This window comes from Caulobacter sp. GW456-12-1-14-TSB4 (assembly GCF_059424195.1).
The window spans coordinates 133,207-147,000 of sequence record NZ_JBWKZF010000013.1 but is presented as its reverse complement, the minus strand read 5'-3'; the positions used below and the strand labels follow the sequence as shown (position 1 = coordinate 147,000).

General features: G+C 68.3%; 15 protein-coding genes. 8 read left to right on the top strand and 7 right to left on the bottom strand.

Annotated elements, in window-relative coordinates; all coding sequences use genetic code 11:
* Positions 1-305 precede the first annotated feature (305 nt).
* From fabD to gmk, 7 genes are all read left to right on the top strand, one after another.
* Complete coding sequence (fabD, locus tag AC07YH_RS14440) at positions 306-1,250, top strand: ACP S-malonyltransferase (RefSeq protein ID WP_494747662.1); 945 nt, start codon at positions 306-308, stop codon at positions 1,248-1,250.
* A gap of 21 nt (positions 1,251-1,271) precedes the next feature.
* Complete coding sequence (gene fabG / locus AC07YH_RS14435) at positions 1,272-2,012, top strand: 3-oxoacyl-[acyl-carrier-protein] reductase (RefSeq protein WP_494747661.1); 741 nt, start codon at positions 1,272-1,274, stop codon at positions 2,010-2,012.
* Positions 2,013-2,151: 139 nt separating this feature from the next.
* Positions 2,152-2,388, top strand: a complete 237-nt coding sequence (locus AC07YH_RS14430) for an acyl carrier protein (RefSeq protein ID WP_004615098.1) — start codon at positions 2,152-2,154, stop codon at positions 2,386-2,388.
* Between the two features lie 182 nt (positions 2,389-2,570).
* Positions 2,571-3,851 (top strand): beta-ketoacyl-ACP synthase II, encoded by a 1,281-nt coding sequence (gene fabF, locus AC07YH_RS14425; RefSeq protein WP_494747660.1) that lies wholly within the window; start codon positions 2,571-2,573, stop codon positions 3,849-3,851.
* Positions 3,848-4,963 (top strand): endolytic transglycosylase MltG, encoded by a 1,116-nt coding sequence (mltG, locus tag AC07YH_RS14420; protein ID WP_494747659.1) that lies wholly within the window; start codon positions 3,848-3,850, stop codon positions 4,961-4,963. Before fabF ends, mltG begins: the two co-directional genes overlap by 4 nt.
* Positions 4,964-4,967: 4 nt before the next feature.
* Positions 4,968-5,849, top strand: a complete 882-nt coding sequence (locus AC07YH_RS14415; protein WP_494747658.1) for a YicC/YloC family endoribonuclease — start codon at positions 4,968-4,970, stop codon at positions 5,847-5,849.
* Complete coding sequence (gene gmk, locus AC07YH_RS14410; protein WP_494747657.1) at positions 5,842-6,483, top strand: guanylate kinase; 642 nt, start codon at positions 5,842-5,844, stop codon at positions 6,481-6,483. The genes AC07YH_RS14415 and gmk overlap by 8 nt, the downstream gene beginning before the upstream one ends.
* 115 nt (positions 6,484-6,598) lie before the next feature.
* Here the strand turns inward: gmk and AC07YH_RS14405 are convergent, their stop codons facing one another.
* The 3 genes from AC07YH_RS14405 to AC07YH_RS14395 all read right to left on the bottom strand — a co-directional run bounded on the left by AC07YH_RS14405 (position 6,599) and on the right by AC07YH_RS14395 (position 9,619).
* A complete protein-coding gene (locus AC07YH_RS14405; protein WP_494616653.1) occupies positions 6,599-6,856 on the bottom strand; it encodes a GlsB/YeaQ/YmgE family stress response membrane protein in 258 nt (85 codons plus the stop codon).
* 284 nt (positions 6,857-7,140) lie between these two features.
* Complete coding sequence (locus AC07YH_RS14400) at positions 7,141-8,754, bottom strand: sensor histidine kinase (RefSeq protein ID WP_494747668.1); 1,614 nt, start codon at positions 8,752-8,754, stop codon at positions 7,141-7,143.
* A gap of 124 nt (positions 8,755-8,878) precedes the next feature.
* Entirely contained in the window at positions 8,879-9,619 is a 741-nt protein-coding gene (locus tag AC07YH_RS14395; RefSeq protein ID WP_494747656.1) for a MauE/DoxX family redox-associated membrane protein, read from the bottom strand.
* A gap of 70 nt (positions 9,620-9,689) precedes the next feature.
* On the opposite strand from AC07YH_RS14395, the gene AC07YH_RS14390 reads away from it, so the two are divergent.
* A complete protein-coding gene (locus tag AC07YH_RS14390; protein ID WP_494747655.1) occupies positions 9,690-10,091 on the top strand; it encodes a MerR family transcriptional regulator in 402 nt (133 codons plus the stop codon).
* Here the strand turns inward: AC07YH_RS14390 and AC07YH_RS14385 are convergent.
* Genes AC07YH_RS14385 through AC07YH_RS14370 form a run of 4 tightly spaced genes read right to left on the bottom strand, consistent with a single transcriptional unit; the run spans position 10,088 to position 13,745 of the window.
* Entirely contained in the window at positions 10,088-10,534 is a 447-nt protein-coding gene (locus AC07YH_RS14385; protein WP_494747654.1) for a GNAT family N-acetyltransferase, read from the bottom strand. The genes AC07YH_RS14390 and AC07YH_RS14385 overlap by 4 nt on opposite strands.
* Positions 10,534-11,355: a 16S rRNA (adenine(1518)-N(6)/adenine(1519)-N(6))-dimethyltransferase RsmA gene (gene rsmA / locus AC07YH_RS14380; protein WP_494747653.1), complete on the bottom strand. Its 822-nt coding sequence runs from the start codon at positions 11,353-11,355 to the stop codon at positions 10,534-10,536. Before rsmA ends, AC07YH_RS14385 begins: the two co-directional genes overlap by 1 nt.
* An 11-nt stretch (positions 11,356-11,366) precedes the next feature.
* Positions 11,367-12,368 (bottom strand): 4-hydroxythreonine-4-phosphate dehydrogenase PdxA, encoded by a 1,002-nt coding sequence (gene pdxA, locus AC07YH_RS14375; protein ID WP_494747652.1) that lies wholly within the window; start codon positions 12,366-12,368, stop codon positions 11,367-11,369.
* A gap of 12 nt (positions 12,369-12,380) precedes the next feature.
* Positions 12,381-13,745: a peptidylprolyl isomerase gene (locus tag AC07YH_RS14370; RefSeq protein WP_494747651.1), complete on the bottom strand. Its 1,365-nt coding sequence runs from the start codon at positions 13,743-13,745 to the stop codon at positions 12,381-12,383.
* Positions 13,746-13,794 lie beyond the last annotated feature (49 nt).

The following is a 13,794-nucleotide window of genomic DNA, read 5'->3' as shown; positions in this document are numbered from 1 at the left end:
GAGGTGGCGGCCAAGGCGAGGGCGGCGGCGGCGATACCGGCAAGCAGACGGGACATCGGGAGGCTCCAGCGGAGAGGACGACGAGGGTCGCGCCTTGGATAACCCCATTCCGCCGTCTTCCAAACCGCTACCTTTGTCGGTGACGGGCCTGGCGCGGCGAGTGGATGAGGAATGGCCAGGATTGCGACCGTGACTTCAGTGTTCCGGCCGCGCGGAAAGGTTCAATAGGCCGCCCGACTTGCCGCCTGGACGCCTTTGGCCTAACCCTCCCGGCCTTGAATCTGCAAAGAACGGAGCGGGCCATCATGAGCATCGCCTTCATTTTTCCCGGCCAGGGCAGCCAGTCGGTCGGCATGGGCGTCGATCTCGCCGAGGCCTTCGCCAGCGCCCGTGAGGTCTTCCAGGAGATCGACGACGCCCTGGGCCAGAAGCTGTTCGCGCTCATGAAGGAAGGTCCCGAGGGCGACCTGACCCTGACCGAGAACGCCCAGCCGGCCCTGATGGCCGTCTCGCTGGCGGTCACCCGCACGCTTGAAAAAGAATTCGGGATTGGCGTCGATCGCGCCGCCTTCGTGGCCGGCCACTCGCTGGGCGAATACTCGGCCCTGGCCGCCGCCGGCGCCATCACCCTGGCCGACACCGCGCGCCTCTTGAAGCTGCGCGGCCAGGCCATGCAGCGCGCCGTGCCGGTGGGCGAGGGCGCTATGGCCTCGCTGATTGGTCCGAAGACGGATCTGGCCCTGGCTGAAGCCGCCGCCCTGGCGGGCTCGGAAGTCGGCGTCTGCGTCGTGGCCAACGACAACAACAACGGCAATGTCGTGATCTCGGGCGCCAAGGCCGCCGTCGACAAGGCCATCGAAAAGGCCAAGGAGCTGGGCGCGCGGGCCATTCCGCTGAACGTCTCGGCGCCGTTCCACTGCCCGCTGATGCAGCCGGCGGCCGACGAGATGGCCGAAGCGCTCGCCAAGACCACCATCATCGCCCCGCGCGCGCCGCTGGTGGCCAATGTCACCGCCGCTCCGGTCCACGATCCGGACGTCATCCGCAAGCTGCTGGTCGAGCAGGTCACGGGCCGCGTCCGCTGGCGCGAGAGCATGACCTGGCTGGCCACCGAAGGCGGCATCACGCGTTTCGCCGAGGCCGGCGCCGGCAAGGTGCTCTCGGGCATGGCCAAGCGCATCGCCCCGGATTCGGAAGCGACGCCGCTGAACACGCCCGCCGATCTCGAAGCCTTCGCGGCCTCGCTTTAAATCAATAAGGAAGACCGACACATGTTCGATCTGACCGGCAAGACCGCTCTCGTCACCGGCGCCACCGGCGGCATCGGCGGCGCCATCGCCAAGGCCCTGCACGCGCAAGGCGCCCACGTCGTCCTCTCGGGCACCCGCGAATCGGCCCTCTCGGAACTGGCCGCCCAGTTCGGTGAGCGCGTCTCGTATGTGGCCGCGAATCTGTCCGACTCGGCCGCCGTCGACGGTCTGGTCGCCAAGGCCGAGGAAGCCGCCGGCGCGCCGCTTGACATCGTCATCGCCAATGCCGGCGTCACTCGCGACGGCCTGATCGTCCGCATGAAGGACGAGGACTGGGAGACCGTGATCAAGGTCAACCTGGAAGGCTATTTCCGTCTGGCCCGCGCGGCCGCCAAGGGCATGATGAAGCGCCGCGCCGGTCGCATCATCGGCATCACCTCGGTGGTGGGCGTGACCGGCAACCCCGGCCAGACCAACTACGCGGCCTCCAAGGCCGGCATGATCGGTTTCTCCAAGGCCCTGGCCCAGGAACTGGCCAGCCGTGGCGTGACGGTCAACTGCGTGGCCCCCGGCTTCATCGCCAGCCCGATGACCGACTCGCTGAACGAGCAGCAGAAGGCCGGCATCCTGTCGACGATTCCCGCCGGCAAGCTGGGCGAGGGGAGCGATATCGCCGCCGCGTGCGTTTTCCTGGCCAGCGACCAGGCCGGCTACGTCACCGGTCAGACCTTGCACGTCAACGGCGGCATGGCCATGATCTAAAACCGCTGTTCCTCTTTCGGTCTGCCGCTAGCAAGCCGAAAAAGAACGTGATAGGCGGAGCCCGACAATTCCTGCGAATAGCGCGGTTTTCACTTCGCTGTTCATGGGCCGATATTTTCATAACGAGGGACTGAACCGAATGTCCGACATTCTCGAGCGCGTGCGTAAGATCGTCATCGAACACCTGGATGCCGATCCCGAGAAGGTCACCGAGAAGGCTTCCTTCATCGACGACCTGGGCGCCGACAGCCTCGACAACGTTGAGCTGGTGATGGCGTTCGAAGAGGAGTTCGACATCGAAATCCCCGACGACGCCGCTGAACACATCCAGACCGTTGGCGACGCCGTGAAGTTCATCACGGAAAAGACCGCCTAAAAGGCGTCGAGTTCGCTAGTCGAACCTGACCATTTCCGCCGCGTCGCACGGGCTCTTGCCATCGTGCGCGCGGCGGTTTTCGTTTGAGGCCCAGAATCTCTAGGAATGGGGATTCGCGAGTGGCGGAGGTTTGGGGTTATCCCCACATCTCACGTCCCGCATCGAAGGTTTGGGAGTGATCCATGCGTAGAGTTGTCGTCACGGGTATCGGCCTGCTGACCCCTCTGGGCCACGGCGTTGACGTGACCTGGAAGAACATCCTCGCCGGCAAGTCCGGCGCCAACCGCATCACGGCCTTCGATCCGACCGACTATGCCTGCAAGGTCGCCTGCGAGGTTCCGCGCGTCGATGGCCGCGGTGGCGGCGGTCCGGACGTCGAGGGCAGCTTCGACCCCGACAAGACCATGAGCCCGCGCGACCAGAAGCGCGTGGACGATTTCATTCTCTACGGCATCGCCGCGGCTGACGAAGCGATCGCGGATTCGGGCTGGGTCCCGGAGACCGACGAGGACAAGTGGCGCACGGGCGTCATCCTCGGCTCGGGCATCGGCGGCCTGTCGACGATCGCCGACACCGCGCTGGAGCTGGAGGCCAAGGGCCCCCGCCGCGTCAGCCCGTTCTTCATTTCCTCGGCCCTGATCAATCTGATCTCGGGCCAGGTCTCGATCAAGCACGGTTTCAAGGGCCCGAACCACGCGGTCGTCACGGCCTGCGCCACCGGCGCCCACGCCATCGGCGACGCCATGCGCCTGATCAAGTACGGCGACGCCGACGTGATGGTGGCCGGCGGCGCCGAAGCGGCCGTCTGCAAGGTCGGCATCGCCGGCTTCATCGCCTGCCGCGCCGTTTCGACCGACTGGAACGACACCCCGGAAAAGGCCTCGCGTCCGTATGACAAGGACCGCGACGGTTTCGTGATGGGCGAGGGCGCGGGCGCTCTGGTCCTGGAAGAGTACGAGCACGCCAAGGCGCGCGGGGCCAAGATCTACGCCGAGGTGGTCGGCTACGGCCTGTCGGGCGACGCCCACCACATCACCGCCCCGTCGGAAGACGGCGAAGGCGGCGGCCGCGCCCTGGCCTCGGCCATGAAGGACGCGGGGCTCCAGCCCTCGGACATCGACTACATCAACGCCCACGGCACCTCGACCATGGCCGATGGCCTGGAAGCCGGCGCCGTCGAGCGCTTCCTGGGCGACCACGCCAAGAACGTCGTCATGTCCTCGACCAAGTCGATGACGGGCCACCTGCTGGGCGCGGCTGGCGCGATCGAGGGGATCTTCTCGATCCTGGCGATCCGCGACCAGATCGCCCCGCCGACCATCAACCTCGACAATCCCGACGTCCACGTCGCCATGAACCTGGCTCCGAACAAGGCCGTGCCGATGAAGATCGACGTGGCCGTGTCCAACAGCTTCGGCTTCGGCGGCACCAACGCCACCGTGGTGTTCAAGAAGGTCTCGTGAGCAAGAAGCCGCCAGCCCCACCTCGCGCCCCACGCGCTCCCAAGCGCGCGCCCGCTCGGGCGAACCGTCGCGAAACCGCGTCCGTGGGGCGGCGGCTGATCCGCGCCTTCTTCGGCGCCGTCACGACCCTGGTCGTGGTCGGCATGGTCGCCATCCTCGGCGCGGCCTGGGTCTATAACGGCCCGGGTCCCGCCGCGAAGGCCGGCGACAAGACCACCGTCGTCCTGCGCAAGGGCGCCAGCCTGCCGGAGATCGCCTCCAGCCTGGAGCAGGGCGGCGTGATCCGCTCCAACTCCGTCTTCATGACCGCCGCCAAGCTGACGGGCGCGGCCCGGGCCTTGAAGGCTGGCGAATACGAATTCGACAGCCGCGCCTCGATGGCCCAGGTGCTGGACGCCATCCGCCACGGTCGCATCGTCCGCCACTGGATCACCATCCCCGAGGGCCTGACCTCGGACATGGTCATGGACATCCTCACCAAGTCCGACCTGCTGACCGGCGACGCCGCGACGCCGCCCGAGGGCGCGATTCTGCCCGAGACCTATGAGGTCCAGCGCGGCGAGGACCGGGCCGTCGTGCTCAAGCACATGATGGATGATCGCGACCAGCTGCTGAACAAGCTGTGGGCCAACCGCCAGTCGGGCCTGCCGTACCAGTCGAAGGAAGAGGCCGTGACCATGGCCTCGATCGTCGAGAAGGAGACGGGCGTGAAGGGCGAGCGTCCGCAGGTGGCGGCGGTGTTCATCAACCGCCTGCGCACCGGCATGCGCCTGGATACCGACCCGACCGTGATCTACGGCATCTCGCGCGGTCGTCCGCTGGGCCGTGGCCTGCGCCGGTCCGAGCTGGACGCGTTCACGCCGTACAACACCTACAAGATCGCTGGCCTGCCCCCGACGCCGATCGCCAATCCGGGCCGCGCGGCCCTGGAAGCGGCGCTGAACCCGGCCAAGACCAACGACCTCTATTTCGTCGCCGACGGCACGGGCGGCCACGTGTTCGCTTCGACGCTGGAGCAGCACAACGCCAATGTCGCCAAGTGGCGTGTGATCGAACGCCAGCGCGCGGACGACAATGTTCCGGTCGTGCCGGCCAAGCCGGCGGGGAAATAACGCCATGGCGATCTCGGGGATGACCGGCTTCGCCCGGGTCGAGGGCGCCCACGGCGCCTGGACCTGGGCGGTCGAGGCGCGCAGCGTCAATGGCCGCAACCTCGAGACCCGCTTCCGTGGCCCGCCCGGCTTCGAGAGCCTGGAGCGCACCGCGCGTGAAGGCTCGCAAGGCCGCTTCCAGCGCGGCCAGCTGACCGTCAATGTCCAGGCCAAGCGCGCGGAGACCTCGGGCGAGACCCAGGTCAATATCGCGGCCCTGGAGCGCTATCTGACCGCCGGCGGGCCCTATGTGGCCACCGGCATGGTGGCCAAGCCCACCCTGGACGGCCTGCTGTCCCTGAAGGGCGTCATCGAGGCTCGCGAGGACGAGGACGACGCCGAGACCCGCGCCGCCGTCGAGACCGCTATGGCCGCCTCGATCGTCCAGGCCCTGGACGGCCTTAAGCTGGCGCGCCAGGAAGAGGGCGCGGCGCTGGATCCGGTGCTGAATGGCCTGATCGACAAGATCGAGGACCTGACCGCCCAGGCCGAGCGCGAGGCCGCCGGCCAGCCGGCCGTGCTGAAAGAACGCTTCGCCCGCCGCATGGCCGAACTGGTCGGCGAGGCCGCCAGCGAAGAACGCATCGTCCAGGAAGCCGCCGCCCAGGCCGTTAAGGCCGATGTGCGCGAAGAGCTCGACCGCCTGGCCAGCCACGTGGTGGCGGCGCGCGGTCTCTTGTCAGGCGAGGGCGCGTCGGGCCGCCGGCTCGACTTCCTGTCCCAGGAATTCATGCGAGAATCCAATACCCTCTGCTCGAAATCGGCCCTGACCGCCCTGACCGCGATCGGTCTGGAGCTGAAGGCCGTGATCGAGCAGTTCCGCGAGCAGGTCCAGAACGTTGAATAAGCCCCATCATAACACTCGCGGCCTGCTGCTGATGGTCGTCGCGCCGTCAGGCGTCGGCAAGACCTCACTGACCCGCCGCCTTGTGGCCGACCACAACGACCTGCACCTGTCGATCAGCTACACGACGCGCGAGCCGCGTCCGGGCGAGCATCACGGCCGCGACTATCACTTCACGACGCGCGACGAGTTCCAGTCGATGATCGACCAGAACGCCTTCCTGGAGTGGGCCGAGGTCTACGGGAACTTCTACGGCAGCCCGAAGCCGCCGATCATGGCGGCGCTGGAGCGGGGCGAGAGCGCTCTGTTCGACATCGACTTCCAGGGCGCCATGAAGGTCCATGCCCAGGCCGAGCAGGATAGCGTACTGGTCTACATCCTGCCGCCGTCGCTGGCCGAGATGAGCCGCCGCCTGCACGCGCGCAGCCAGGATAGCGAGGAGGTCATCCACCGCCGCCTCTCGCGCGCCAAGGACGAGGTCGCCGCCTGGGAGCGGTTCGACTACGTGATCCTGAATGATGATTTCGATCGCGCCTACGCGGATCTGGCCCACATCTATCACGCCGAGCGCCTCAAGCGGGCTCGCAACCCGTGGATCGGCGACCTGGTGGGCGATCTCCTCAAGGAAGAGATCTAGGCGGAGAAGCAGTCCTCGTCCTTCGACAAGCTCAGGATGAGGACTACTTTCACGCCGTAGCAGTAGAAAACCTCATCCTGAGCTTGTCGAAGGACGAGGTTTTCGGGCCTTACGCTTAAAGCGCGCGACGGCCGAAGATCAGGTGGTACAGCGCCAGGATGACGACGGCGCCGATCGTGGCCACGGCCAGGCTGTACAGATTGAAGCCGGACACGCCGCTATTGCCGAACTGGTTGAACAGCCAGCCGCCGACGAACGCGCCGACGATGCCGAGCACGATATCCAGCAGCACGCCGCTGCCGGTGCGATTGACGAGCTTGCTGGCGATGAAGCCGGCGATCAGGCCCAGAAGAAGCCAGGCGAGAATGGACATCGAAGGACTCCATGAGCGATAGGCCACCCTGCGCGGCCTTGCCCAATCAAGTCCTGGATAGTCCCGTTAGTTCCCGCGCATGCGGTCCTGGACATAGGCGATCAGCTTTTCAGCCGGCGGACGGCCGAACACGATGAACAGGCCCGAGCCCAGAATGGCTCCGATCAGAAACGGCAGGTCCATCACGCAAATCCCCTAAGACGCCTCCGATCTATTGCAGACGCGCTGTGGCCAAGCCAAGGCGACAAGGGGGCGCTGCGACGATCGGTCTGGGGTCTGCCGGCTTAAAGGGCGGGCTTGGGCGGGGCGATGATGCTGAGCACGCAGGTCAGACCCTCGGGCGCGTAGTCGAAGGTGGCCGAGCCGGCCAGGTCGCCCTTCAGACTGGCGGCGATCAGGCGCGAGCCGAAACCGCCGCGCTCGGGCGGCTTGACCGGCGGACCGCCGCGTTCGCGCCACTCGATGGTCAGCAGGGTGCGGCCGCCCAGGCTCCAGGACACCGCGATCTTGCCGGTATTGTTCGACAAGGCGCCGTACTTGGAGGCGTTGGTGCCCAGCTCGTGGAAGATCATCGCCAGGGCCACGGCGGCGTTCGGCGCCAGCGGTAGCGGCGGGCCGTCCAGGGTGACCTGGCTGGCATAGGGCTTCAGGGCTTCCGCCAGCAATTCGCCCAGGTCCGCGCCTTCCCAGTTGCGTCGGGTCAGCAGGTCGTGGGCGCTGGCCAGGGTGTAGAGGCGGTCGTTGAACTGGGTCAGGCCGTTCTGGTCGCCGCCATCCCCGCTGGAGGACCGCAGGCTGTGGCGGGCCAGGGACTGGACCACGACCAGGGTGTTCTTCACCCGGTGGTTCAGCTCGTTGATCATCAGTTGCTGGCGTTCGGCGGCGCGGCGGGCCTCGTCGTCGCGGGCTCGCAGGATGTCGGCGGCGGCCTGCAGCGAGCCGCGCACCTCGGCGATCTCCTGCAGATGCGAGGGGGCGGGATCCAGCGGCCGGCCGGCGGCCAGGGCCTCGGACTCGGCGACCAGGCCGCGCACGTCGCGCGAGATTGGGCGGGCGAAGCCCAGGGCGGCGACGACGCCCAGCGCGATCAGCAGGGCCGCGCCGGCGATGGCGGGGCCCAGCGATGTCAGCACCGCCCGGTTCAACTCGTCACGCGGCACCCCGACGATGAAGGTCCAGCCGGACTTCTGCGAGCGGCTGAACGCCGACAGGGTCTTGGTGCCTTCCAGGGTCTGGCTATGGATCACGCCCTCGGTGGCGTGGGCCATGGCCTGCTGCATGTCCTTGCTGGCGTGCCGGCCCTGCATCTTCACCTGGTCGCGCGAGCGGGCCACCAGGGCGGCGTTGCGATCGACGATGCTGGCCGTCCAGGTGCTGGGGAAGGCCTGGGCCGTCATCAGGCTGTGGAAATTGTCCGGCGACTGGATGTAGCCCAGCACGAAGATCTTGCCCTCGACCACGACCGGCATGTCGAAGCCGATGATCGGGGGCAGAGGGGCGGGGCGCTCGATCAGGTCCGAGACCGTGGTGCGGCCGTGGGACATCCGATCCCAGTCGGCGTCCGACAGACGCATGGCTGGCGGCGCCTGGCCGAAGGGCATGCGGGTGTTCAGCAGTTGCCGGTCCTGGGCCATCAGCACGACCCAGGCGTCGCGGCCCTTGGTGGCCTCGCGCGCCTGCTTGTCGAAGGTCTTGAGGTCGCCCTCGGCCAGGGCCGAGGACACGGCCAGGCCCTGCAGGATGCTCTGGCCCTGGCCGATCTGGCGATCGGTGGCCAGGGACAGGGCGCGAGTCATGGCCGTCAGCTGCATGGCGAAGCGCCGCTGGCCTTCCGAGTACTGCATGGCGACCAGGGCGCCCATGAGCAGGATGGCCGGCGCGGCCAGGGTCAGCGCCATGAAAAGCAACCGCCGCGCCACCGTCGAAGGCGCCTTCACCGTACTGTTGGTGGTCACGTTCGCCCCGCTCAGCCCAGGGGCAAGCTGGAGAGCGCTGGGCCAAGCGTCAATAGGGTTTGAGGTCTTATGTGTGGGGGCGGAGGAGCATCCACAGGGCCATGCCGACCATGAACAGGTTTTCGGTCAGCGAGACGAAGCCCAGCGGCACATTGGTGTCGCCGCCGACGCAGGCGCATTTCAGTTCGCGCTTGTCGATATAGACCGCCTTGAACACCGAAACGGCGCCCACGCCGCCGATGAACAGACCCAGGGGCGCGGCGAATCCCGTCAGCACGCCGGCCGCCATCAGCACCCCGGCCGTCAGCTCCGCGAACGGATATATGTAGCCGTACGGCACCCAGCGGCGGGCTAGAAGGTCGTAGTTCAGGAACATGGTCGAGAAGCTCTCGACGTCGCGCAGCTTCAGCATGGCCAGCAGGCTCATGGAGAAGGCCACGAACCACTCGGCGGCCTGGACGGTCAGCGGGGTGTGGAACGCCGCCTGGGAGGCCGCCAGGGCGATCAGGGCGGCCACGGCGAAGACGGCCAGCACCGGCGTATAGGTCAGGGCCTTGGGATCGCGCGCGCCGAACCGCAGGCGCAGGTCGCTGTAGCCGCCGATCCGCTGGCCATCGATGAAGACCTGGGGCGTGGTTTTCACGTCGTGCTCGGCCTTGAAGGCGTCGGTTTCGGCGCGGGTCTTCAGCCAGTGGTCCTCGACGGCATAGCCCTTGGCCTTCAGCAGATGCCGCGCCTTCAGCCCGGAGGGGCACAGGTGCTCGGGCATGACCATGCGGTAAAGCACGGCGGTCTTCTGGGCGTTCATCGCTTCAACTCCTTGGCGCGCGATCCGACGCTCCCCATGTAGGTTCCGTACCATGGTACGGAGTCAAGGCATGACCGGCACGATCGCAAGTTTGGCCCGCGAGGGCGGCGTCGGGGTGGAGACGGTGCGCTACTATCAACGCCGAGGCCTGCTGCGGACGCCCGACAAATCCGGCGGTTCGGCGCTGTCCGGCGGAATTCGACGCTACGACCTCGAGGACGTTCGCCGCCTGAAGTTCATCCGCCAGGCCCAGGCGGCGGGGTTCACGCTGGAGCAGATCGGCGAGCTCCTGGAGCTGGACGCCGGCCACGACCGCGCACGGGCCAGGGCCTTGGCGCGGGAACGCATCACGGCGCTGGACGAGAAGATCGCCGAGCTGCAGGCCGCGCGGGCGTCGCTAGCCAAGCTGGCGCACGCCTGCGCGGCGTCCGACACCGGCCCATGCCCGATCATCGAGGCGTTCGAGGCCTAATCCTGGGCGCCGCGCTTGCGCAGCGCGCGGGCGAAGGTCTCGCCAGTCCGTTCGAAGCCCGTGGCGAGGGCGAAGGCGCGCAGGTCGTCATGCATTGGACCGGCGTCGAGGAGCAGCTCGCCGCACCCCGCCGACCGCGCGGCCTGGGAGGCGGCCTTCAGCAGCAGGCGGGCGATGCCGTTACGTCGCCGCTCCGGATCGACCAGCAGGAACGAGATCGACCCCACCTTCAGGTCGGCGGTCAGCTCGGCGCGCCAGTGCGCCACGATGACGCCCGATGGCGGACCCCATTCGTCGGCGATCAGCACCGCGCCGGGTTGGTCCAGCGCGGCGGCCAGGCGGTCCTTGGTCACGGTCGCGCCGGCGGCCGAGAGCAGCTGGGCCAGGCCGTCCGCGTCCGCGACCTGGGCGCTTCTGACGGACAGGCCGTAGCGGCTAGACATCAGCCCAGAGTGGCTCGCGCCAGGGCCAGGAAGCCGGCCAGGTCGACCACCTCGGCGCGGGCGTCCGGGCTGATACCGGCCTTCTCGCAAAGCTCGCCGCCACCCAGGGCCTTGAGGCTGGAGCGCAGCATCTTGCGGCGCTGGCCGAAGGCGGCGGCGGTGATGCGTTCGAGGGCGGCGATGAGGTCGGCCGGCGGCGGATCGGCCTTGGGGACCAGGCGGACCACGGCCGAGGCGACCTTCGGCGGCGGGGTGAAGGCCTTGGCCGGCAGGTCCATGACGATCTTGGCGTCGCACAGCACCTGGGAGATCACCGCCAGGCGGCCGTAAGCGTCGTCATCGGTCGTGGCGACGATGCGCTCGGCGACTTCCTTCTGGAACATCAGGGTCATCGACAGCGGCTTGAACGGTCCCGTCAGCCAGTTGATCAGCAGCTGGGTGCCGACATTGTAAGGGAGGTTCGACACCACGTGCGCCGGGACGTCGCCGGCGGCCTTGGCCCCGTCGACCTTCAGGGCGTCGCCCTCGACCAGCTCCAGGCGGCCGTCGGCCACCTCGGCGACCTCGGCCAGCAGGGGCAGGAAGCGGCTGTCCTTCTCGATGGCCACGACCTTGGCGCCGGTCTCCAGCAGGGCGCGGGTCAGGCCGCCGGGGCCGGGACCGACCTCGACCACGACATCGCCTTCGCCGACCTGGGCCAGGCGAGCGATCTTGCGGGTGACGTTCAGGTCCAGCAGGAAGTGCTGGCCGAAGCTCTTGCGCGCCAGCAGGTCGTGGCGCTCCAGGGCCTCGCGCAGGGGCGGCAGGTCGGCCAGGCTCATGGTCAAATCTCTCAGGCGCCGCGACGGGCGGCGATGTCGGCCGCCAGCTTGATGGCGGCGATCAGGCTATCGGGACGGGCGACGCCACGTCCAGCGATGTCGAAGCCGGTGCCGTGATCGGGCGAGGTGCGCACGATCGGCAGGCCCAGGGTGATGTTCACCCCGCCCCAGAAGTCCAGCATCTTGACCGGGATCAGGGCCTGGTCGTGGTACATGCACAGCACGCCGTCGTAGCCGAGGCGGGCGGCCGGGTGGAACAGGCTGTCGGCCGGGGCCGGGCCGAAGGCGTCGACGCCCAGGTCCTTCAGCGCGCGGACGGCCGGTTCGATGATCTCGATCTCCTCGCGACCCAGCGCCCCGCCTTCGCCGGCGTGCGGGTTGAGGGCGGCGACGGCCAGGCGAGGCTTGGCGATGCCGAAGTCCTTGCGCAGGGCCTGGGCGGTGACGAGGCCGCTGGTGACCACCTTCTCGATGGTCAAGGCGGCCGGGACCTTGGCGATGGCCGTGTGGATCGTCACCAGGGTCGCGCGCAGGTCGCCGGCGGCCAGCATCATCACCGGGCCGCGCGCGCCGTCCATGGTCTCGGTGACGGTCAGCTCGGCCAGGAATTCGGTGTGGCCCGGGAACTTGAAGCCGGCCTCGTAGAGCGGGGCCTTGGCGATCGGGGCGGTGACCAGGCCGGAGACCGCGCCGGAGAGTGCGAGGCCGACGCCGGTCTCGATCCAGCGGATCACCTGAGGCGCATAGGCCGGCGAGGGCTGGCCGGAGACGACCGGCGAGAGCAGGGGGATGTCGATGACCGGCAGGGCGTCGGCGAAGACGCCGGCGGCCTCGTCGGGGCCCGTGACGGCGCGGACCTTCACTCCGCCGCCCGCCGACGCCAGCAATTGGGCGTCCCCTACCACCACGAACGGCTGGCCGTCGTGGCGCAGGGCGGACCAGGCCTTGGCGATGATCTCCGCGCCGACGCCGGCGGGATCACCGGCGCTGAGAGCGAGCGGGCGGAGTGTCACCGTGTCTTGCCCCTATCGGGTCTCGATGGTCGCCTGGTTGCGCAGGTCTCGCAGGTAGCGCTTGGAGATCAGCGCCAGCTGCTGGCCGCGCAGGCGGTTCTCGATCTGGTCGTGCGACGGGGCGTTGGCGCCGCCCTGGCGCTTACCGCAGACCGCGATCAGGTGCATGCCGGCGTCGGTGCGGATCGGGTCCGAGATTTGGCCCACGTCCAGCTTGTTGGCGGCTTCCTGGAAGGCGGGGGCCAGGTCGGTGATCTCGGCCTCGCCGAGGTCGCCGGCGACCAGACCGTCCACCTTGCCGGCGGCGCCTTCCAGCGTCGCGCAGCTGTTGATCTTGGGCTTCAGGTCGGTCAGCAGCTTGGTGGCCGCGGCGACCTGGGCTTCGGTGGCGTCGGCGGCCAGCGGGGCGGCGACCTGCTTGAGATCGACGATCGCGGTCTTCGAGCCGGCGCGCTTGTCGCGCAGATAGACGATGTAGACGCCGTCCTTGACCGGGATCGGCTTGGACATCTGGCCGGGACGCAGCTCTTCGAGCGCGGCGTCGACTTCCGGCGGCATTTCACCGGGGCTGACCCAACCCACGTCACCGCCGTTGGCGGCGGTGGCCGAACCCGAGAACTGCCGGGCGACGGCCGGGAAGGGCGCGCCCTGCTGCATCTGGTTGATCAGCTGCGCGGCGCCATTGGTGGCCACTTCCATGCCGCCGACGCGCGCGGCGTCGAGGAACACTTCGCTGACCTGATATTGCGGCTTGGCGGCGGCGTCGGCGAGGCGACGCTGATAGGCCTTGATCTGGTCTTCGCCGATACGCAGGCGCGAGCCGTAGCGGCCCTGGATCCAGCCTTGCCACGAGCTATCGGCCCGCAGCTGGGCGCGCCAGGTGTCCAGGCCGATGCCTTGCTGGACCAGCGACGTCTTCAGCTGGTCGGCGCTCATCTTGTTGCCTTGAGCGATGTCGGCGATCTGCTCGTCGACTTCCTTCTCGGTCGAGATGATCGTGATCTTCTGCTGCTTCTCGACGCGCTTCAGCTCCTGCATCTGCAGGTGTTCGTCGACCAGCGAGCGCAGGGCTTCCTGCTCGATCTGCGGCAGGTTCTCCTGAGTAGCCTGCATGCCCGAGGTGGCCATCAGCAGGCGCATGCGCTGCATCAGGTCATAGCTGGAGACGATCTCGTCGTTGACGACCGCCGCCACGCTTTCCGACAGCGGGTTGGCCGGCGCGGCCGTCGCCGCGGTCGCCGGCGGAGCCGCGACTTGCGGCGGTGCGGCTTCCTGCGCCTGAAGGGCGTAAGCGGGCAGGCCGAGGCTCGCCACGGTCAGGGCGAGAATGGACGCGGCGCCGGCCGCGAAAGTCGTGACGCTACGCGCAGACCGCATGGATAGTGTCGTTCCTCTAGTCCCAGGCCGCACACGGCAGGCGCGGTCG